Source organism: uncultured Serinicoccus sp., assembly GCF_947487915.1.
GTDB lineage: Bacteria > Actinomycetota > Actinomycetes > Actinomycetales > Dermatophilaceae > Ornithinicoccus.
The window spans coordinates 103,324-123,428 of sequence record NZ_CANKYH010000005.1 but is presented as its reverse complement, the minus strand read 5'-3'; the positions used below and the strand labels follow the sequence as shown (position 1 = coordinate 123,428).

Sequence of the window (20,105 nt, the reverse complement as noted above, 5' to 3'; positions counted from 1 at the left end):
TCGGTTTCTGGGCGACGGGTCCCAGAAACTCTGTCCAGAACGCGAGAGGGCGAGGGGTCGGGGGTATGCCGAGCGCTAGCCGGGCAGCGGTGTCGCCAGTGCGGCGTCGAGGGCGATCGTCACCATGTCGGCGAAGGTCTGCTCGCGCTCCTGGGCGCTGGTCTCCTCGCCGGTGACGATGTGGTCGGAGACGGTGCACACCGCCAGCGCCTGCCGGCCGTGCTGCGCGGCGAGGGTGTAGATCTCGGCGGCCTCCATCTCGACCGCGACGACGCCGTACTCCACGACCTTCTGGGTCAGCTCGGGGCGGGAGTGGTAGAAGCTGTCCGAGGAGAAGACGGTCCCCACCAGGTGCGGCGCACCGGCCGTCTCGGCCGCCTCCACCGCGGCCCGCAGCAGCCCGAAGTCGGCGGTGGCCGGGTAGTGGTAGCCGCCGAAGCGCAGCGTGTTCATCGAGCTGTCCGTCGCGGCGGCCTGCGCCAGCACGACGTCACGCACCGCGAGCCGCTCGGTGAGCGCCCCGCAGGAGCCGACCCGGACCAGCTGCTGCACGGCATACTCGCTGATCAGCTCGTTGACGTAGATCGAGGCGGACGGCTGACCCATGCCGGTGCCCTGGACCGAGACGCGCTCGCCGCGGTAGCTGCCGGTGAAGCCGAGCATGCCGCGCACCTCGGAGTAGCAGGCAGCGTCCTCGAGGAAGTTCTCGGCGATCCAGCGGGCGCGCAGCGGGTCGCCGGGCAGCAGGACACGGGGGGCGATCTGGCCGGGCTCGGAGGCGATGTGGGTGCTCACGCCCCTCAGGGTAGGCGCTCGCGGCGCTCGGGTCGCAGCCCGCGCAGCACGGCCGCCGCGACCGCGGGCCGGTTCGGCTTTCTCATCGTCCTCTCCTCTGCGCATGGTGGGGTCGGTCACGCCGGAAGGAGGAGGTATGCCGCAGCCGACGCCCCGTGAACGGGTGCGCCGCGCCGCTCTCCGGCGGCCGGGGGCGGCGCAGGTGCGTGCTGCGGCGGCCCGGGTCCGGGGCGCCGCAGGCCGCGCGCGCGGAGTGTGGCGGGTGGCCCGGGAACGACGTGCAGCCTGGCGCGCCGACCCGCACGTCGTGGCCCTGGACCTCGTCCGGCAGGTCGAGCGCGTCGCTCCCGACCTGCCCCGGCGACGCCTCCCGCGCACCTTCGTCGCCGACGGCCGGGCGCTGCTGCCGGCACCGGCCCCGGAGCTGGTGCACAGCCTGCTCCCGGCGGCCCCGGCACCGGTGACCGGGGCCGAGCGGCTCGCCGCCCCGGTGGCGGCGGACGCCGTGGTGCTGGCCAAGTTCGCCCTGCTCGGCGGGGTGAAGCTCCGGGCCGCCTACGCCTCCCGTCGGCTGACCCTGGCGGTCGACGGGTCGGGCGACCTCGCCCGGCAGGGCCGGATCCGCGCCTCCCACCAGGTGGTGGGTGCCTGGGACCCTGCCCTGATGCCCCCGCTCGTCGCCCACGGGGTGCTGCCGGGTGGGGCCTGCTGGCTGGTCGAGGGGTGGGTGGACGGCGCGCCGCTGGCCACCGGCGTCTCGCTGGCGACCGCGGCGGCCGAGCTGCTGGAGCGGCTGCGCCAGGTGCATGTGGGGCATGGCGTCGAGCAGCTGCGGCTGGTCGACTGGTGGGACGTGCAGCGGCAGGAGCGGTGGTGGGAGACGGTGGAGACGGGCATCGTCCCCCGTCCGGTCGCCGACGCCGTCGAGGAGCTCCTGGCGGTCGGCGGCACGGTCGCCACGTCGTGGTGCCACGGCGACCTCGTCGCCTCCAACGTGCTGCGCACCCCCGAGGGACTGGTGCTCGTGGACTGGGAGCGCGCGGGGGTCGCGCCGGTCATGCTCGACGCCGCCCGGCTGCACCTCTTCTCCGGCGACCCCGGACGCACCCTCGGCGACGTCCGCGCACGTTGGGCGTGGCCCCTGGCTCCCGGCGAGCTGGGGCACGCCCAGCAGCTCGCGCTCGCGCACGCCTTCCAGCTCAGTGCCTACGCCCTGCGGCGAGCGGGCCTCGAGGGGCACCCGCGCAGCGCGGTCTACGAGCGGCAGGCCGGGCGCTCCGTGCAGCGGTTGGCGCAGGTGCTCGACCTGCCGGTCTGAGGACGCGCGGGTACCGTCGGGCCATGGGTGACCACCTGATCCGGGGCCGTGCGCTGCTGCTGCTCGCGGCGGTGCCGCTCGTGCTCGGGGGGTGCGCGGCCGGCTCCGGCGAGGACGCCGAGGCGGGTGACGACGCGCAGGTCGGCAGCGTCGACTCCGAGACCGCGCCGGAGGAGACCGAGCCGGAGGGCGGGGAGCCGCCGGACGGCGCCTCGGGGGAGGACGACGCCGCCGACACCGTCCCGGCCCTGGACGTCGAGGTCGTCGCCGAGGGGCTCGCGCTGCCGTGGGACGTGCAGTTGCTGCCGGACGGCACCGCCCTGGTGACCGAGCGCGGGGGCCGGCTGCTGGCGCTGGAGGACGGCCAGGTGCGGGAGGTCGCGATCGACATCCCCGACCTCTTCGTCGGTTCCGAGTCCGGGCTCATGGGGATGGCGCTCTCGCCGGAGGGGGACACGGCATACCTCTGCCACGCGACGCAGTCCGGCGGGCAGCCGCAGGACGTCCGGGTCACGCGGTGGACCCTCGACGACGGTGCGGCCGGCGCGAGCGCCGACGGCGTGGTCGTGGCCGGCATGCCGATCACCTCCGGTCGGCACGGTGGCTGCCGGCTGCTGCTGGAGGACGACACGCTCTACGTCGGCACCGGGGACGCGGCGGACGAGACCAACCCGCAGTCGCTGGACTCCCTCGGGGGCAAGGTGCTGGCGGTGACACCCGCGGGGGAGCCGCTCGCGGACGCGCCGTTCGTCGACGGCGACCCCCGGATCCTCACCTACGGCCACCGCAACGTGCAGGGGCTCGCCGCGCAGCCGGGCAGCGGCACGATCTGGTCGGTGGAGCACGGCTCGTCGGTCGACGACGAGGTCAACGTGCTGGAGCCGGGGGCGAACTACGGCTGGGCGCCGGGCCCGGGCTACGACGAGTCGGTGCCGATGACCGACACCGGGCGCTTCCCGGAGGCGGTCGAGGCGGTGTGGAGCAGCGGTGAGCGGACGCACGCGACCAGCGGTGCCGCCTTCCTCGAGGGCGAGCAGTGGGGCGCCTGGGACGGGGCGCTCGCCGTCGCCGAGCTCAAGGACTCGGGGGTCGGTGTGCTGCGGGTCGACGGCGAGCAGGTGGTCGGCGAGGACCGGATGGCCGAGCTCGAGGGCGACTACGGGCGGTTGCGCTCGCTCACCCTGGACGAGGACGGTGCGTTGTGGGTGACCACCTCGAACGGCGAGGGCGACGTCGTCCTGCGCGTCACCCCCGCACCGGACGCGCGGTAGGGCCGCACCGGATGCGCGGTAGGTCCGGTGAAGGACCCCGCTACACCCCGCAGGCCGCCTCGATGCGGTCCGCCGCGGTCGCGACGCCGCGCTCGGCGCGTACCCGGGCGCCGACGAGCGCGGCCTGCCGGACCGTGCCGGTGCCGCGGACCTGCTCGAGGGCCGCCCGCATGGCCTCGACCGAGGTCTGCCCGACCGGCACCGGCGGGGCACCGGCACCGACCTCGTGCACCCGCCGGGCGAAGAACGGCTGGTCCAGCGCGAACGGCACGACGACCTGCGGCACCCCGGAGCGCAGCGCCTCGGCGGTCGTCCCCGCGCCGCCGTGGTGGGCGATCGCGGCCATGCGCGGGAAGAGGAGGTCGTGCGGGGCGTCGTCGACGAAGAGGACGCGCTCGTCGTACGCCTCGGGCAGGCCGGTGCCCCGCAGCGCCACGACGCGGTGCCCGGCCGCGAGGGCGCCCTCGACGGCGTGCCCCAGCGCCGCGCGGGTCTGGGGCAGGCTCTGGCTGCCGAACCCGGCGTAGACCGGCGCCGGCCCGGCCTCGAGGAAGCCCTCGAGCTCGGCACCGAGCCCGGTGCCCGCCGGGGAGTCGCGGAAGGGGTAGCCGGTGAGCACGATGCGCCTCCCGCTCACGCGGCGCGGCGCGATCACCTGCGGGGTGTGGGCGACGAACGTCGGCACGCCGAGGGTATGCCGTGCCGCCCGCGCCCCGGAGCCGCGCGGCACCCCGTGGTCGGCCAGGGCGGCGGCGACGGGTGAGCCTATCGCCATGGCCGGCCGCAGCGCGCGCAGCCCGTCGACGAGGTTGCGCACGGACCGGCCGGGGCGGGTGGCGAACATGCTCGCGTCGCCCCAGGTCGAGGGCAGCGCGGGGACGAACAGCATGAGCGTGTGCCGCCGGGGGTCGCGGGCGGCCAGCTGGCCGGCCCACCCGAAGGTCAGCGCGGTGGAGACGACCGCGTCGTACCTGGGCCACAGGTCCAGCAGCACCCGCGCCAGCTCGGGAGCCATCGCCTCCGCCTGGTGGCGCAGCGCGGCGACCTGCTGGCCGATGCCGGCCCCGGTCATGAGCTGGGCGACAGTGCCCTCGCGGTAGATGCGCATGGCGTCGACCCGGACCTCCTCCAGGTCCAGCCCCGCGTCGTGGATGCTGCCGGCGAAGTCGCTGGACGCCGTGACCCCGACCTGGTGACCGCGCTCGCGCAGCTCGCGGCCCACCGCGAGCACCGGCTGGTAGTCACCCCGGCTGCCCCCGGCCAGGATCGCGATCCGCATACCCCCATCCTCGCAGCAGGACCCGGCGGCCGACGAGGTCGTGCTGGCCCACGCGTGGACGGACGAGGGCGTCCGTCGGTGCTCCGCTGTAGCGTCGGGCGCATGACCTTCGCCAACGTCGGAACGCTGGACGCAGTCCCCGGGAAGCGGGACGAGCTCGTGACCGTCCTCGCCCGCCGCTCGCCCGAGCTCGAGCAGGCCGGGTGCCTGCTCTACGAGGTCGGTGTCAGCGAGGAGAGCCCGGACACCGTCTTCGTCGCCGAGCTGTGGGTCTCCGTCGCGGCGCACGAGGCCTCGCTGAGCCTGGAGAGCGTGCGGTCGGCCATCCAGGAGGCCCGCCCGCTGCTGTCCGGCCGGATGGGAGGCTTCAGTTTCGACGTCGTCGGGTCGCCGCTGCGGGACTGAGGCGGTGCTGCGCGGCCGCCTTCCGGGGACGCCCCGGGGCGACCACCCCGGCCGGGCCCTAGGCTGTCGGCAGCCACCCCCACCGTCAGTAGAGGACCCCCATGTGCCGAGTGCTCGCCTTCATCGGGCCGGAGACCCCGTTGGAGAACCTGCTCCTCACCCCCGCCAACAGCCTGGTCAACCAGGCCCTCGACCCGGAGAGCCACCCCGAGCTCCAGCTGGCCGGGTGGGGGTTCGGCGCGTGGGGTGAGCATCTGGCCAAGCCGCAGGAGCCGTTCATCTACCGCCGGCCCATGGCGGCGTTCTACGACGACAACGTGGAGCACATCGTGCCGAGCCTGCGCGCGAGCACGATGCTGGCGCACGTGCGGGCGGCGGCCTACGACGCGAAGGTCGTGCTGGTCGACGAGAACTGCCACCCGTTCTCGTTCCAGGGGACGCGCTGGATCGTCGCGCAGAACGGCTACCTGCCGGGCTGGAAGATCCTGCAGCGAGAGCTGCTGCAGCACTGCAAGGACGAGTACCTCGAGCAGATGGCGGGGTCGACGGACACCGAGTTCATCTACGTGCTGCTGCTCTCGCTGCTCGACGGCGACGGCGACGAGGACATCCAGCGGGCGGTGGAGCAGCTGATCCGGCTCGTCGCGGGTGCGATGGAGACGCTCGGCCTGCCGGGCCTGACCAAGCTCAAGCTGGCGCTGGTGTCGCAGGACCGGATCATCGGGGTCAACGGCGGGCTCGGGGTCGAGGGCGAGACCGACCCGAGCGGGGACTGGCAGGAGCTGCGCCAGGCCGAGCCGGGCACGGACGAGCACAGCCTCTCGATGCTCTTGGAGCCGATGTACTACCTCATGGGGACGGGCTTCGACCAGGACACCTCGACGTATGCCTTCGAGACGAGCGACGGGGACGAGGAGGCCACCGGCGCCATCTTCGCCTCCGAGGCCCTGACCGAGGACACCGACGGCTGGTCGAGGCTCGATTTCGGCCACATCCTGTTCCTGCGCAACGAGGGCGGGCGGGTGACCCAGACGGTCAAGGAGCTGTCGGTCTAGGCCCCGGCCGCATCCGCCGCACCTCCTCGACGCGACCGCCGGCGTCCCCGGCGCCCGGACCCATCTGCACCACCACGTCCGCGGTCGCCACGGCGGCCGGGTCGTGCTCGGCGACCACGACGGTATGCCCCGCGCCGGCCAGGGCGTGCAGCTGCGCGAGCAGCCGGTGCACGTCGGCGGGGTGCAGCCCGGTGGTCGGCTCGTCGAAGAGGTAGAGCGTCGCGCTGCGGCGACGCTTCTGCAGCTCGGTCGCCAGCTTGATGCGCTGCGCCTCCCCACCGGAGAGCTCGGTCGCCGCCTGGCCCAGCTGCAGGTAGCCGAGCCCCAGCGCGTCCAGGGCATCGAGCGCCCGGGCCGCCGCGGGCAGCCCGGCCAGCGCCTCCCCGGCCTCGCGAACGCTGAAGCGCAGCAGGTCGGCGACGGTGTGCCCGTGCCACCTCACCTCCAGCGTCTCCGGTCCGAAGCGGTCGCCGTGGCAGGTCGGGCACGGTGCGTACGTCCCGGGCAGGAAGAGCAGCTCGACGGCGACGGCACCCTCCCCGCCGCAGGTGGGGCACTGCCCGGCGGTGGTGTTGAAGCTGAAGCGCGACGCGGTGAAGCCGCGCCCCTTCGCCGCCGGGGTCGCGGCGAAGGCCTGGCGCACGGCGTCCCACAGCCCGGTGTAGGTCGCGAGCGTGGACCGCGGCGACCGCCCGATCGGCTTCTGGGTGATCCGCACCACCCGCGTCGGTGCCCCGTCCCCCACGGCCCGCGCCTGCCCGCGGGACCGGGGCGCGGCGCCCGGCCCGGCGCCGCCCTCCTCCTCCGCGTCGGCGGCGCCACCCTCGCCCTCGACGTCCTCCACCCGGGCCAGCTGCCCGCCGACCACGTCGTGCACGGCGTCGAGCAGGCTGGTCTTGCCCGACCCGGACACCCCGGTCACGACGGTGACGACCCCCAGCGGCAGGTCGAGGTCGACACCCCGCACGGTATGCCGTTCCAGCCGCCTCAGCTCCAGCGTCCCGGTCGGGGCCCGCTCACCGCGCGCGCCGGCCCCGCCCCTCCCGGCGGACCGGTCCTGCCCGGCGACCTCGCCGCGCACCTCGTCCTCGTGCACCGGCTCGTGCAGGTAGGCGGCGGTCGGCGAGACCGCGACCCCGGCCAGTCCGTCCACCGGCCCGGACCAGAGGACCTGGCCGCCGTCGCGCCCGGCGCCCGGGCCGACGTCGACCACCCAGTCGCACCGCTGCACGACGGCCATGTCGTGCTCCACGACCACCACGGTGTTGCCGGAGGCGACCAGCGCCCGCAGCAGCCCGAGGAGCTGGTCCACGTCGCGCGGGTGCAGCCCGGCCGACGGCTCGTCGAGCACGTAGACCACCCCGAACAACCCCGACCGGAGGGCGGTCGCCAGCCGCAGGCGCTGCAGCTCACCGGTCGACACGCCCACCGCCGGGCGGTCCAGCGACAGGTGGCCCAGGCCCAGGTCGAGCAGCAGCTCGAGGCGCCCCAGCAGGTCCTCGACGAGCACCGACTCGGCCTGCGCCTGCGCGTCGGGTCCGCCCTGGTCCACCCCGCCTGCCGCCCCCGGCTCGCCCGCCAGCTCGCGCCGACGCGCCCGCAGCACCTCGACCAGCCCGATGACCGGCAGCGCCGCAGCCTCGTCGACCGCGAGCCCCTGCCAGGTCACGGCGAGCGCGTCGGGCCGCAGCCGCCGCCCGGCGCAGGTCGGGCACGCGCGCGTCTCGACGAAGCGCAGCATGCGTCGCCGCGAGGTGGCGCTCCTGGTCTCGGCGAGGGTGCGCCGCACATACCTCGCGGCGGAGGAGAACGTGCCCTGGTAGGGCCGGTTGATCCGCTCCGCGTCCCGCACCGGCACCACGGTGACGACCGGCTGCTCGTCGGTGAAGAGGATCCACTCCCGCGTGCGCTCGGGCAGCTCGCGCCAGGGCGCGTCGACGTCGTGGCCGAGGGTGGCGACGATGTCGCGGTAGTTCTTGCCCAGCCACGCCCCGGGCCACGCGGCGACCGCCCCCTCGGCGATCGAGAGCGTGTCGTCCGGCACCATCGACGCCTCGGTCGGTTCGTGGACCACCCCCAGCCCCCCGCAGTCCGGGCAGGCGCCGACCGCCGTGTTGGCGGAGAAGTGGTCGGAGTCGAGGCGCTGCGCGCCCGGAGGGTAGGCACCGCAGCGCGACAGCAGCATCCGCAGGGTCGCCCCGGTGGTGGTCACCGTCCCCACGCTCGACCGCGCCCCGGCTCCCGACCTGCCCTGCTCGAGCGCGACCGTCGGGGGCAGTCCGTGGACGTCGCGCACCTGCGGGTCGATCGCGGTGTGCAGCAGGCGCCGGGCGTACGGCGCGACCGAGTCGAGGTAGCGCCGCTGCGACTCGCCGTGGATCGTCCCGAAGGCCAGGCTCGACTTGCCCGACCCGCTCACCCCGGTCACGGCCACGAGCGCGTCCCGCGGCAGGTCGACGTCGACGTCGCGCAGGTTGTGCAGCCGGGCGCCCCGGACCTCGATCTGACCGTCCATGCTGGTCAGGGTATGCCGCGTCAGCCCGTGGCGGAGGCGTTCACGGCCCGGCCCTGGTGAACGCCTTCTCGTCGTCGGCGCGGGCTCGCTGGACGATCTGCCGGGTCACCCGCTCCCAGTGGTCGAGCACCTCGGCGTACTCCGGCAGCGCGACCGGGCGCAGCCGCTCGAGGACGAAGAGCACCTGGCGCGGCACCTGCAGCGAGTCCTCGGCGTAGTGCAGCAGCTCCTCCAGGGCCAGGTCGATGACCTCGGCGACCCGCTGCGGCCGGTGCACCAACCGGATGTGGCCCTCGCGCTCGACGACCGCCGGCAGGTCCCGCCGGGTGACGATGAGACGCAGGATGCGGTGCAGCTCGTTGGTCACCTGGCTGGCCGTCGTCGGGTCGTTGATGCCCGGGCTGAGCGCCCGCTCGGCGATGTCGACCAGCTTGCGCACCCCCACCTCGGGGTCCTGGTTGAAGGAGCGGTCCTGCTCGACGACGATCGCGCGGCGCACCGTGCCGAGGTCGAAGCGGTCCGCCAGCTGCCGGTGCTCCTCGTCGTCGGCGCCGTTCATCACCACCCGGCGCTCGGGCAGCGCCAGCCCGTAGATCCGCACCGCCGGCGCCCCCTCGGTGACGTACCGCCCGACCGGTGTGAGGACCTGCACGACCGCGTCGTGCTCGGCCGCCCAGTCGACGAGCCGGCGGTAGCCAATCTCCACGACGTACCCGTGCTCCACCGCCTCCAGCTGCAGCACCGGCGCCGACTCCGGCGGGTCCCACTCCCGGTCGGGGCGGCGGGCGGCCGGCTCGTCGGCGGCCGGGTAGTACCGGTCGATGACCGACATCGTCGAGCTGCCCAGGTGCGTGACGATCGAGGACACCTGGATGGAGGTGGTGATGTGCTGGATGAAGGCGAGGAACGTCCCGACGCTGGCCAGCACGAGGAGGAACCCGAGGGTGACCGAGATCTGCGGGACGAACGACTCCTCGCCCGAGGCGCCCTGCACGGACCGGAGGACGGTGAGCGCGTAGGTGAAGGTCGCCGCGAAGATGCCCAGCGTCGACTGGGTGATCCGGCTGGAGAGGAAGTCGTCCAGCACCCGGGGGCTGAACTGGCTGCTCGCCAGCTGCACCACGACCATGGTGATCGAGAAGACGAGGCCGGTCACCGAGATCATTGCCCCGGCGATGGTGCTGAGCATGCCGCGGGCACCGTCCGCGCCGCCCTGGAAGACGAAAGGCAGGTGCTCGTCGAAGCTCTGCTCCCACTCCGGCAGCACCGCGCCGACGACGGTGGCGACGACGACGAAGGTCATCGGCAGCACCCAGAACGGCCGCCACACCCGGCTCCACCGTGAGGTCCGGCGGATCTGCGGCAGGACACCGACGTCGTCTCCGTCGGGGCCGGCGTCGTCCCGGGGATGCGAGCGGGCGGTCATGGTGCGTCAGTGTCGCAGGGTCACCGGGTGGGCGCGCGCCGACCCGGGACGTCGCCGCGGGCGCTGCGGACGGCGAGGCGGCGCAGCAGCGCGACCTGGGCGCGACGCTCCCGCGCGAAGGTGGCGCGGGGTCCGGAGGTCCAGGTATGCCGCAACAACCCCTTGGCCGCCGCCAGCGCCCGGGGGTCGTGCTCGAGCATGGGGGCGATGAGCTCGTGCGCGAGAGCGACCGGGTCGGCCCCGACCCGGGTGGCCAGGCCGAGCTCTCTCGCCTGCGATCCGGGCACCAGGCGCCCGGTGAGGGTGAGCTCCTGGGCGACGTCGAGGCCGACCAGCTCGGCCAGCGAACGCGTCCCGGTCATGTCCGGGACGAGCCCCCACCGCACCTCGCGGACCGACCACGACGCGTCGGGGGTGGTGGTGCGCAGGTCGGCGCCGAGGGCGAGCTGGATCCCGGCGCCCAGGCAGTGCCCGTGCACCGCGGCCACCACGGGGACGGGCAACCGGCGCCACGCCCAGCACGCCTCCTGGAAGACGTTGGTGCCGCGCCACGGTCGCGGCACGAAGCGGGTGCCGATGCCGACCGGGTCACCGAGCGCCGCCCGCAGGTCCAGCCCCGCGCAGAACGCGTCCCCCTCGCCGGTGAGGACCACCGCCCGGACGGTGTCGTCGCGACGCAGGCCCCGCGCGGTGCGGACCAGCTCGTCGAGCATCGGCAGCGTGAGGGCGTTGAGCTTGTCCGGACGGTCCAGGACGACGTGGGCGACGCCGTCGGGTCGCCGGGAGACCCGGACGTGCTGGTGGGGCGGGGGCGGAGGCATACCCGCGAGCATCGCAGACACAGACCGGCCCAGGCGTTCAGGTGAACGCCTGGGCCGGTCGGTACGGGCGTGTCGTCGGCCCAGGCGTTCACGTGAACGCTCCAGCCGACGTGCTCGGTGGCTGCGTGCGGCTCAGGCCTCCAGCGCGGCGTCCAGCGTGATCTCGACGCCGGTGAGGGCCTTGCTCACGGGGCAGCTGGCCTTGGCGTCCTCGGCGGCCTTGACGAAGGCCTCCTCGTCCAGGCTGTCCACCTCGCCGCGCACGGTGAGGGCGATGCCGGTCAGCCGGAAGCCGCCGGCCGGGTCCTCGCCGAGCGAGACGTCGGCCTTCACCTCGAGGGCCCGGGGGGTGCCACCGGCCTCGGCGAGCAGGTTCGACAGCTGCATCGCGTAGCAGGAGGAGTGGGCGGCGGCGATGAGCTCCTCGGGGGAGGTCGTGCCGGCGGCGTCGTCGGCCGCTCGGGACGGGAAGGACACGTCGTAGGTGCCGACCTTGGAGCTGCTGAGCTCCACCTTGCCCGAGCCGTCCTGCAGGGAGCCGGTCCAGTCGGTGCGTGCGGTGCGCGTGGGCATACGTCGTCCTTTGCTCGGGGGTGCTGTCCTCGGGGTCAACCGGGAGCGGGGTCGGCGCATTCCGTGCGGGGCAGCCGCACCTGACACCATGGGGCCATGCTGGCGGTGACCATGGTGACGATCGACTGCGACGACCCGCAGGCCCTGGCGGAGTTCTGGACCCGCGCGCTGCAGACCGAGGTCGCGGCCGACTGGGGCGACTTCGTCGTCCTCGCCGGTACCCCCGCGATCGGGCTGCAGCGGGTCGAGAGCGTCCAGCCCGGCAAGAACCGCCTGCACCTGGACCTCGCCGGCGGCGACCGGGCCCCCGAGGTCGCCCGCCTCGTCGAGCTGGGGGCCGACGTGGTGCGGACCCACGACGTCGACGGCTTCGGCTGGACGGTCATGGTCGACCCCGCGGGCAACGAGTTCTGCGTCAGCGACCCGCACGACGGTGGCGAGGAGGTGGAGCCGAGGACCGAGGGGGAGGGCGAGCACGGCTTCGACTCCGCGCCCGACGCCGAGCTCGGCCGGGACGACTGCGACGACCCCCGCGGCGACCCCCGCGACGAGGACGCCGGCGCAGGTGGCCACCAGGCGGCCCAGGGCGCCCAGGGCGCCGGCGCGGACGGTCGCGAGGCCGAGGACGAGGGTGTGCCGCCCGGCGTCGAGGACGAGGGCGGCCGGTGAGCGGCGCCGAGGCCGCGGCGGCCACCCCGCTCGTGCTGCTCCACGGCGTGGGCCAGGCGCCGATGGCGTGGGAGGACGTCGTCGTCCCGCTCTACGGCAGCCGCCGGATCCTCACCCCCTGGGTGCCCGGTCTGCGCCCGACCGAGACGCAGCTGCTCGGCCTGAGCGACGCCGCGGCGGCGCTCGACCAGCAGCTCATGCTTGAGGGTATGCAGCAGGTCGACGTGTGCGGCGTGTCCTACGGGGCGATGGTCGCCACCCGGCTGGCGGCCGACTTCCCCGAGCGGGTGCGCCGCCTGGTGCTGGTCGCCGGGCAGGTGCGACCGCCCCGCCTGGCGATGCGGGCGCAGTCGGCGGCGCTCCGGCTGGTGCCGGCCTCACGTCTGGCCGACTCGGGGGTGTCCAAGGAGCGGCTGCTCCAGGCGCTGGAGGTCACCCGCTCGGCCGACCTGACGCAGGCCCTCGAGCGGGTCCAGGCGCAGACCCTGGTGCTCGTCGGAGCCAAGGACAAGGTGAACCAGCCGGGTTCGCGGGCGCTGGCCGAGGGCATACCCTCCGCGCGGCTGCGGATCGTCGAGGGTGCCGGGCACGCCCTCAACGAGGAGGCGCCCCGGGCGCTCGTCGAGCTGCTGCGCGACTTCCTCGACGCCTGAGCCTGTCTCCGTGGGTCGTCCACGGCGCCCCTCGGGTGACGCCCTCAACGACGCTTCTCGGGTGACGCCCTCCACGACGCGCCTCCGGTCGCGCCTCAGGTCATGCCGAGGAAGTCGCGGACCGCGGGCAGCTCGCGGCGCGCCTGCGCCAGCCCCGCCTCGTGGCTGGCCCGCAGCTTCGCCACGTCACGCTCCCCGTTGCCGACGGGCATCCGCTCGGGCACGAAGAGATAGGCAGCGCCGCTGGCCTCGAGGTCGAACAGCTCCTCGCGCACCGCGTTGTAGCGGGCGGGTCGCGCCGCCAGCGCCTCCGGGATCGCGGGGTAGCGGCGGAAGTGGCGCCGGAGGTACCAGTCGCCGCGCTGCCCGCTCTTGCGATAGCCCCGCTCCTGGGTGAGCACGACGAGGAACTTCTCGTAGCCGTCGGCGCGGGCGGCGTCCAGCGCGATCCCCGCCGAGCTGCCCAGGGCCCCGTCGACGTAGACCCGCCCGTCGACGGTCACCGGTGGCATGACCACCGGCATGGTCGAGGAGGCGCGCACCCGGACCATGAGGTCGCGCAGCGTGGCCAGCTCCTCGCGCCCCCACCACACCTGCTCGCCGGCCACGGCGTCGAAGGCGCCGATGCGCACCTGCGCCGGGTCGGCCGCGAAGGTCCCCCAGTCGAAGGGCAGCGCCTGGTTCGGCAGCGAGGTCTCCTCGTAGATGTACTGCGCGTTGAACCACCCCTGCCCGCGGGCGAAGGAGCGCCAGTCACCGAAGCGCGGGTCGGAGGCGAAGTCGGTGAAGCTGTGCCGGGCCCGCCAGGGGTCGTGGCTGACGTAGTTGCACGTGTTGCTGGCCCCGGCCGAGATCCCCCCCACCCACGGCAGGTGTAGGCCGGCCTCGAGCAGGGCCACCACCATCCCGGAGGTGTAGGACGCCCGCATGCCCCCGCCCTCGAAGATCAGCGCGGTGTCGGTCACGGTCTGAGCCACACGCCCGAGCATAGGAGGGCTACATTGGCCCCATGGCCCAGGGTCAGGCCGTCACGGCATACCTGGACTCGCTGCCGCCGACCGCGCGCGAGCGGGTGGAGGCCGTCCGGGCCCGGGTCCACGCCACGGCGCACGGGCTGGGGGAACGGATCTCCTACGGCATCCTCACCTTCACCCTCGACGGGCGGACGGTCTGCTACACGGCGGGGTATGCCCGGCACGTGGCCGTCTACCCCCTGCCGGACGTCTCCGGGGACCCGGGCCTGGCCGAGCGGATGGCGCCCTACGTCGCCGGCCGGGGGACGTTGAAGTTCCCGCACGGCGCCGAGCTGCCGCTGGACCTCGTCGGCGAGGTCGCGACCGCGCACCTGGCGAGGCTGCGCGTCCCGGGTGACCGGCCGGGCTGAGGCGGCCTCAGCAGTCGCACGCCCCCGAGTCACAGGCGCACCCGCCGCCGCCGACCGTCGCGCAGCAGCCCTTGCCCTGCCAGGCCAGCACCCCCTCGCGCAGCGCGATGGCGGCGATGACGAGACCGGCGAGCGGGTCGGCCCACGCCCAGCCGAGGGTGGCGTTGAGCAGCAGGCCCACGAGCAGGACGGCCGAGAGGTAGGTGCACAGCAGGGTCTGGGTGCCGTCCGCGACGACGGCGTTGGAGCCCAGCGCGCGGCCGGTGCGGCGCTGCGCCCAGGACAGCACCGGCATGACGAGGAGGGAGACGGTGGCGAGGACGATGCCCACCGCCGAGGTCTCCGGTTCGCGCCCCACCACCAGCGCGCGGACGGACTCGAACGAGACCAGGGCTGCGAGCGCGAAGAACGCCAGGGCCATGAGCCGCAGCGCCGTCCGCTCTCGTTCCTGCGGCAGGTGGTGGCTGAACTGCCAGAGCACGACGAGTCCGCTGCTCACCTCGACGACGGAGTCGAGGCCGAAGCCGAGCAGCGCCACCGACCCGGCGACCAGGCCCGCCGCGATCGCGACGGCGGCCTCGACGACGTTGTAGAGCACCGAGGTCAGCGCCAGGGCCCTGGCACGCCGCCGGAGCCGCCGCGTGCGCTCCGGGAGGGCCGGGGCCTGCAGGTGCAGGGCGCTCATCGGGTGGCCGCCGAGCCCGTCTCGGGGCAGAGGACGACCGCGTCGCCGGTCGCCGCCAGCACGCGCTCCGCCGCGGCGAAGAGCGACGTCACCAGCAGTGGCTCGGTGACGCTGAAGACGGAGGAGCGGCCCACCGGCCGCGAGGTGACGAGCCCGCAGTCCCGCAGGCAGGCCAGGTGGCTGGAGACGGTCGACTGGGCCAGCCCCAGGTGCTCGGTGAGCCTGCGCACGTTGTGCTCCCCGACGAGCAGGTGCCGCAGGATGGCCACCCGGGAGGAGTCGGCCAGCCCGTGGAAGAGGCAGGCCGCCGCCAGGGCTGCGTCGGGCTCGGTGGCCTGGGGGAGAGTGGCGTCGGGCTGGGTGCCCGCGCGCGGGTCGGGCCCGGTGCTCCTGGTCTTGTCATCGACGCCCGGCTGTGTCATCGTCATGCGCCGATGATAGTCGGTCAGGAGACGCCACCGACCATCGCATCGATCTCTTCGGCCACGCGGCGCGCCCACTGGCCGACCCCGATGAGCGTGGCCGACGCCGCGCCGCACCAGTCGCCGTAGCCGAGCAGGAACAGCCCCGGCACGTCCGGCACGGCGGGACCGCCGTCGGTGACGACCCGCCCGTCGTGCCGCGGCACGTGCAGCCCGCCGAGCCAGGACAGCTCGGGCCGGAAGCCGGTGCACCAGAGGACGGCGTCCAGCTCGTGCTCGGTCCCGTCCGCAGCCACGGCACCGCTCGAGGTGAGGCGGGTGACCATCGGCGTGGCGACGAGCTCGCCGGCGTCTCGGGCGCGGCGCACCGGCGGCACCGCCACGATGTCGCCCAGGCTGCCGACGCCCGCGCCCTCCCCGCGCAGGCTGGCCGAGGCCACCCGGAAGAGCTCGCGGCCGTCCACCTCGTCGGGCAGGTAGCGCGGGGGCCCGAGCGTCGCCCAGGTCACGTCCGCCACCGGAAGGAGGTCGGCCGCGACCTGCGCGCCGGAGTTGGCCCCGCCCACGACGAGGACGCGCCGACCTGCGAACGGGGCCGGCCCGGCATACCGCGAGCTGTGCAGCTGCACCCCGCGGAACTCCTCGATCCCCGGCACGGCGGGCACGAACGGCCGGCCCCAGGTGCCCGTCGCGCCGACCACCGCGTGCGCCCGCCGGGTGCCGTGGTCGGTGTCGAGCACGAAGAGGCCGTGCTGCCGGGTGACCGAGCGGACGCGCACCGGGCGGTGGACCGGCAGGTCGTACCGGTCCTCATAGGCGGCGAGGTAGGCGATGACGTGGGCGGCGTCGGGGTTGTCGCTCCCCTCCGTCGGGGGCATCCGCCAGCCCGGCAGCGAGGAGTAGGCCGCGGGGGAGAACAGCCGCAGTGAGGGCCAGGTGTGCCGCCAGGCCCCGCCGGGCGCGTCACCCGCGTCGAGGACGAGATGCTCGACCCCGCGGCGCCGGAGGTAGAAGGAGGCCGCGAGCCCGGCCTGCCCTCCGCCCACGACGACGGCGGGGAGGGGATCGGTGACCACGCGGGGCGGGGGCTACGGGACGAGCTCGGGGTCGCGCCGGTGGCTGCGGTGGCCCGAGACGGGCTGCGTCGACGGTATGCCGTGCCCCGGCCGCGTCGGGGAGGTCGCGTGCGGCGTGGCGGCGGGGGCGGGCGTCCGTGCCGGGGCCGCGATCGGCCCGGCCGGCGCGGTGGCGGCCTCCGAGGGGTGCGGGCGGGCCGGTGCCTTCTCCAGCTGGCGCCACCAGGTGGCGGTGCGGCGCCGGACCATCCACCGGTCGGCGTCGATGATGGCCCGCAGCACCACCGCGCCGACGAGCATCCCGCCCAGCAGGTCGGAGGGCCAGTGGTAGCCGAGGTAGTAGGCCACCCCGATGGAGTTCAGCGTGATGAGACCCATCGCCCACCCGAGGCGGCGCAGCAGCCGGGTGTCGGGCTGGGAGTAGACGAAGATGAGGTAGGCCGCGGCCCCGTAGAAGAGGATGGCCTCCGAGGCGTGGCCCGAGGGGTAGCTGATGCCGTACCAGCCGTGCTCGGCCGCTCCACCGTTGAGGAAGCGGCCCGAGACGTCGTCGGCCTTCGGCGAGGTGCGGGCCAGGACGACCTTGAGCCCGCCGACCACGGCGTAGAAGCCGATCTCGGCGGCGGCCGCGATCATGACAGGACGCCAAGTGCGGTGTTTCCACGCCAGGAAGAATGCCACCGCGAGCAGGACGGGGAGGCAGACCGCCTGACCGGCGACGGCGTTGGGCACCTGGTCGAGGAAGTCGGTCCACCGGGGCGTCAGGTCGTCGGACCAGAAGCCGTGCAGAGAACGGTCGAGCCCCCGCAGCGGACCCGCGACCAGCAACGTCACCAGCACCAGGGCGCCGATGAGCACCGGCAGGCTGGTGAGGCGGCGAAAGGTCAACATGGAATTCCTAGCGTAGGAAAGAAGACTGGGATGAGTCTGGGCACGCCATTGGGGCCTCGACGACATTTCCACGGTACGCGGGACAGCGCCGGAATGCAGGTCGAGAATGACCGGCCCATGGTGTCGTTATGCCGTGTCGCACGCCGGGACTGTGCGCGTTGGTGGCCCACAGTGGGCCAGGACCGCACACGGTGAGGTGGCGTGCGGCGGGGCGAGAGCGGGTCGGGCCGACCGGTGTCTGCTACACGGCTACACGGGGGCGAGCGCCACCAGCGGGCCGTCCGGCACCGCGACCCGGATCTGGTCACCCGGCCGGACGGCGCCGCCGCGCGTCACGACGGCCATGACGCCGGTCAGCCGCTCCAGCGCGCCGTCGCCCCGCCTGCGCAGCACCCGCTTGAGCAGGCCGGGCTGGAAGTCGTCGATCTGGTAGCACGGGTTGCGCAGCCCGGTGACCTGCACCTCGGCCCCGCCGAGCCCCAGCCGGGTGCCGCGTGCCAGCGCCAGCAGGTCGATGCCGGTCGTCGTGACGTTCTCCCCGAGGTCGCCCGGGCGCACGGCGTGCCCGAGCTCGGCCAGGTCGTCGAAGAGCTCGGCGTGGAGGAGGTGCACCTGGCGCAGGTTGGGCGCCGTGGGGTCCTTCTTCACGCGGTGCAGGTGCTGCACGGTGACCCCGGCGTGCGCGTCCCCGCGCACGCCGTACCCCTCGACGAGCTCGATCTCGGGGACCTGCTCCTTGCGGAACCCGTGGACGGGGCTGAGCTGCACGGCGAGCACGCGGGACGGCATACCCCGCATTCTGCCGTGGCGGCAGCCTCACGCTCGGTCGAGGTCGAGCAGGTCCCCCGGTCGGCAGTCGAGAGCCTCGCAGACGAGCGTGAGCGTGCTGAAGCGGATCGCCCTGGCGTGGTTGTTCTTGAGGATCGACAGGTTGGCCATGGTCAGACCGGTCCGCCGGGAGAGCTCGGTCAGCGTCATGTTGCGCTCGTCCAGCACGTCGCCCAGCCGGCTGACGACCCGGTGCTCAGACGAGGCCATCGGTCGCGTCGACGAGGTCGCGCCCGCGGGCGAAGGCGTGCGCGAGGGTGGCGGCGACGGCGGCGGCCACGATCATGGGGACGGACAACGAGGGGACGTCCAGCCCCAGCCCGCCGCCGGCCCCGGTGGCGTCGAGGTGGTCGGTGAACCAGCCCTGCAGGGCCGCGCCGGTCCCGACGTCCACGAGCAGACGCAGCCCCACGAGGACCAGCAACCAGACCGTCACCCGGCGCAGTCGGCGGACCACGTCGTCGGCGAACGGACGGCCCTGTGCGGAGCGACGCGCGACGTGGTGCACGGCCCGCAGCGCGATGACGAGCATGGCGGTCATGAGGACCGTGCTGCTGATGCCGAGCAGCCGGATCCACAGCGGGAGCACGGTCACCTCCGTGCGGGGGGCGTCGGCCGGCAGGTCGAGCTGCAGCACCTGCGGCACCGCGGTGGGCGGGACCCAGGCGTCGTCGGAGGGGATGAGCGGGATGCCGGAGAGCACCAGGAAGACCTGGAGTGCGCAGAGGGCGACGGCAGCCCCCGCCACCACGTTGACGACGGCTGCCGCGAAGGCCGGCCCCGTTCTCCTGGATCCACGATGGTCGCTGCTCATGCCCGCTCCTTATCGAAGGTCAATATCTCGATTGACGATAAACTAGGGTGGCCAGGGGTGCAACGGCACGGCGGCGGGCGGCCCCGTCCCGCTGCTCCGGGAGGGTGTCCACGACCCGACGAGATGCCGTTCCGTCCCGTGGACGACGACGTCACCCGCTCGCCGCGGCGAGCCGATCACGGTCGAGGGCGCCTCTGCGGTGCGCCGCTTCTCGGGCTGGGCTGAGCGCCTGGACGGCGACGTGCGGAAGGCGACCGGCCCGGACGCGAGCGGGTCGGAGGTGCCATCATCGGGAGAATGCGATTCCTCTCCATCCAGAGCCACGTCGCCTACGGCCACGTCGGCAACTCGGCCGCCGTCTTCCCGCTGCAGCGTCTCGGGCACGAGGTCTGGCCGGTGCTGACGGTGAACTTCTCCAACCACACGGGCTACGGCGAGTGGGGTGGCCCGCTCATCCCCGCCGACGACGTGCGCGCCGTCATCGGCGGGATCGACGCCCGAGGGGTGCTCGGCAGCGCCGACGGCGTGCTCTCCGGCTACCTCGGGGGCGAGGAGATCGTCGACGTCGTGGTCGAGGCCGTCGGCCGGGTCAAGGCGGCGAACCCCGACGCCACGTATACCTGTGACCCGGTCATGGGCAACGCCACCTCGGGCTGCTTCGTGGCGCCGGCGATCCCCCCGCTCATCCGCGAGCGGGTGCTGCCGCACGCCGACATCATCACGCCCAACCAGTTCGAGCTCGGCTACATGACGCACACCGAGCCGGACAGCCTGGAGTCGACGCTGGAGTCGGTGGACCGCGCGCGCGAGCTCGGGCCGCGGACCGTGCTCGTCACCAGCGTGCTGCGCCCGGAGCGGGAGCCGCAGCCCGACGGGGGCGAGACCATCGAGATGCTGGCCGTCGACGACGCGGGGGCCTGGCTCGTGGCGACCCCGCGGCTGCCGATCAAGGCCAACGGCTCGGGCGACGTGACGAGCGCGCTCTTCACCGCGCACTACCGGGAGACCGGGTCGGCCGCCACCGCCCTGGAGCGGACGGCGGCCAGCGTCCTCGAGCTGCTGCAGGTGACCATCGACTCCGGTGAGCGCGAGCTGCGGCTGGTGCAGGCGCAGGAGGCGTTCGTCGCACCCGGGCGGGAGTTCACCGCGACCCAGGTGCGCTGAGGCGACCTCGCTGGGCAGGCGCGGCCGCGCGGGGTGACGCACACTGACCCTCCAGACCGAT

The 20,105-nt window shown here is 74.3% G+C and carries 22 protein-coding genes; 8 read left to right on the top strand and 14 right to left on the bottom strand.

The genetic code is table 11. The features are described 5' to 3' along the window. Positions 1-75 precede the first annotated feature (75 nt). The gene (deoD, locus tag Q0795_RS07720) at positions 76-795 is read right to left on the bottom strand and encodes a purine-nucleoside phosphorylase (protein ID WP_298888525.1); all 720 of its coding nucleotides are present in this window, start codon (positions 793-795) and stop codon (positions 76-78) included. Between the two features lie 136 nt (positions 796-931). Between deoD and Q0795_RS07715 the strand changes: the two genes are divergently transcribed. After that, the gene (locus tag Q0795_RS07715) at positions 932-2,113 is read left to right on the top strand and encodes a phosphotransferase (RefSeq protein ID WP_298888523.1); all 1,182 of its coding nucleotides are present in this window, start codon (positions 932-934) and stop codon (positions 2,111-2,113) included. Positions 2,114-2,136: 23 nt separating this feature from the next. Beyond that, a complete protein-coding gene (locus Q0795_RS07710; RefSeq protein WP_298888521.1) occupies positions 2,137-3,384 on the top strand; it encodes a PQQ-dependent sugar dehydrogenase in 1,248 nt (415 codons plus the stop codon). Positions 3,385-3,424: 40 nt separating this feature from the next. Here the strand turns inward: Q0795_RS07710 and Q0795_RS07705 are convergent, their stop codons facing one another. After that, the gene (locus Q0795_RS07705) at positions 3,425-4,663 is read right to left on the bottom strand and encodes a glycosyltransferase (RefSeq protein ID WP_298888519.1); all 1,239 of its coding nucleotides are present in this window, start codon (positions 4,661-4,663) and stop codon (positions 3,425-3,427) included. A 102-nt stretch (positions 4,664-4,765) separates the two neighbouring features. Between Q0795_RS07705 and Q0795_RS07700 the strand changes: the two genes are divergently transcribed. Next, positions 4,766-5,068, top strand: coding sequence for a putative quinol monooxygenase (locus tag Q0795_RS07700; protein ID WP_298888517.1), 303 nt, complete (start codon positions 4,766-4,768; stop codon positions 5,066-5,068). A 101-nt stretch (positions 5,069-5,169) separates the two neighbouring features. Beyond that, positions 5,170-6,123 carry a class II glutamine amidotransferase gene (locus Q0795_RS07695; RefSeq protein ID WP_298888516.1) on the top strand — a complete coding sequence of 318 codons (954 nt, stop codon included), beginning with the start codon at positions 5,170-5,172 and terminating at the stop codon, positions 6,121-6,123. Here Q0795_RS07695 and Q0795_RS07690 read toward each other — a convergent pair. The 4 genes from Q0795_RS07690 to Q0795_RS07675 form a co-directional block, all read right to left on the bottom strand. Then, entirely contained in the window at positions 6,104-8,638 is a 2,535-nt protein-coding gene (locus Q0795_RS07690; RefSeq protein ID WP_298888514.1) for an excinuclease ABC subunit A, read from the bottom strand. The genes Q0795_RS07695 and Q0795_RS07690 overlap by 20 nt on opposite strands. A 40-nt stretch (positions 8,639-8,678) precedes the next feature. Then, entirely contained in the window at positions 8,679-10,064 is a 1,386-nt protein-coding gene (locus Q0795_RS07685; RefSeq protein ID WP_298888512.1) for a DUF2254 domain-containing protein, read from the bottom strand. Positions 10,065-10,084: 20 nt separating this feature from the next. Continuing rightward, positions 10,085-10,885, bottom strand: a complete 801-nt coding sequence (locus Q0795_RS07680; protein ID WP_298888511.1) for a crotonase/enoyl-CoA hydratase family protein — start codon at positions 10,883-10,885, stop codon at positions 10,085-10,087. A gap of 132 nt (positions 10,886-11,017) precedes the next feature. Continuing rightward, the gene (locus Q0795_RS07675; RefSeq protein ID WP_298888509.1) at positions 11,018-11,458 is read right to left on the bottom strand and encodes an OsmC family peroxiredoxin; all 441 of its coding nucleotides are present in this window, start codon (positions 11,456-11,458) and stop codon (positions 11,018-11,020) included. A gap of 96 nt (positions 11,459-11,554) precedes the next feature. Between Q0795_RS07675 and Q0795_RS07670 the strand changes: the two genes are divergently transcribed. Beyond that, complete coding sequence (locus tag Q0795_RS07670) at positions 11,555-12,127, top strand: VOC family protein (RefSeq protein ID WP_298888506.1); 573 nt, start codon at positions 11,555-11,557, stop codon at positions 12,125-12,127. Further along, the gene (locus tag Q0795_RS07665) at positions 12,124-12,780 is read left to right on the top strand and encodes an alpha/beta hydrolase (protein ID WP_298888505.1); all 657 of its coding nucleotides are present in this window, start codon (positions 12,124-12,126) and stop codon (positions 12,778-12,780) included. The genes Q0795_RS07670 and Q0795_RS07665 overlap by 4 nt, the downstream gene beginning before the upstream one ends. Before the next feature lie 95 nt (positions 12,781-12,875). Here Q0795_RS07665 and Q0795_RS07660 read toward each other — a convergent pair whose 3' ends face one another. Beyond that, the gene (locus tag Q0795_RS07660; protein WP_298888503.1) at positions 12,876-13,757 is read right to left on the bottom strand and encodes a patatin family protein; all 882 of its coding nucleotides are present in this window, start codon (positions 13,755-13,757) and stop codon (positions 12,876-12,878) included. A gap of 32 nt (positions 13,758-13,789) precedes the next feature. Between Q0795_RS07660 and Q0795_RS07655 the strand changes: the two genes are divergently transcribed. Next, the gene (locus Q0795_RS07655) at positions 13,790-14,164 is read left to right on the top strand and encodes an iron chaperone (RefSeq protein WP_298888501.1); all 375 of its coding nucleotides are present in this window, start codon (positions 13,790-13,792) and stop codon (positions 14,162-14,164) included. A 7-nt stretch (positions 14,165-14,171) separates the two neighbouring features. Here the strand turns inward: Q0795_RS07655 and Q0795_RS07650 are convergent, their stop codons facing one another. The 7 genes from Q0795_RS07650 to Q0795_RS07620 form a co-directional block, all read right to left on the bottom strand. Further along, the gene (locus Q0795_RS07650; protein ID WP_298888499.1) at positions 14,172-14,849 is read right to left on the bottom strand and encodes a cation transporter; all 678 of its coding nucleotides are present in this window, start codon (positions 14,847-14,849) and stop codon (positions 14,172-14,174) included. Beyond that, complete coding sequence (locus tag Q0795_RS07645; RefSeq protein WP_298888498.1) at positions 14,846-15,277, bottom strand: metalloregulator ArsR/SmtB family transcription factor; 432 nt, start codon at positions 15,275-15,277, stop codon at positions 14,846-14,848. The genes Q0795_RS07650 and Q0795_RS07645 overlap by 4 nt, the downstream gene beginning before the upstream one ends. Positions 15,278-15,294: 17 nt before the next feature. Continuing rightward, on the bottom strand, positions 15,295-16,347 hold the full coding sequence (locus Q0795_RS07640) for an ArsO family NAD(P)H-dependent flavin-containing monooxygenase (protein WP_298888496.1): 1,053 nt from the start codon (positions 16,345-16,347) through the stop codon (positions 15,295-15,297). 12 nt (positions 16,348-16,359) lie between these two features. Beyond that, positions 16,360-17,238: a phosphatase PAP2 family protein gene (locus tag Q0795_RS07635; protein ID WP_298888494.1), complete on the bottom strand. Its 879-nt coding sequence runs from the start codon at positions 17,236-17,238 to the stop codon at positions 16,360-16,362. A gap of 249 nt (positions 17,239-17,487) precedes the next feature. Further along, positions 17,488-18,036: an MOSC domain-containing protein gene (locus Q0795_RS07630; RefSeq protein WP_298888492.1), complete on the bottom strand. Its 549-nt coding sequence runs from the start codon at positions 18,034-18,036 to the stop codon at positions 17,488-17,490. 18 nt (positions 18,037-18,054) lie between these two features. Further along, positions 18,055-18,276, bottom strand: a complete 222-nt coding sequence (locus Q0795_RS07625; RefSeq protein WP_298888490.1) for a helix-turn-helix domain-containing protein — start codon at positions 18,274-18,276, stop codon at positions 18,055-18,057. After that, positions 18,263-18,880 carry a DUF2975 domain-containing protein gene (locus tag Q0795_RS07620; protein WP_298888488.1) on the bottom strand — a complete coding sequence of 206 codons (618 nt, stop codon included), beginning with the start codon at positions 18,878-18,880 and terminating at the stop codon, positions 18,263-18,265. The genes Q0795_RS07625 and Q0795_RS07620 overlap by 14 nt, the downstream gene beginning before the upstream one ends. Before the next feature lie 297 nt (positions 18,881-19,177). Here Q0795_RS07620 and pdxY point away from each other — a divergent pair, with 297 nt between their 5' ends. Continuing rightward, the gene (gene pdxY / locus Q0795_RS07615) at positions 19,178-20,044 is read left to right on the top strand and encodes a pyridoxal kinase PdxY (RefSeq protein ID WP_298888487.1); all 867 of its coding nucleotides are present in this window, start codon (positions 19,178-19,180) and stop codon (positions 20,042-20,044) included. Positions 20,045-20,105 lie beyond the last annotated feature (61 nt).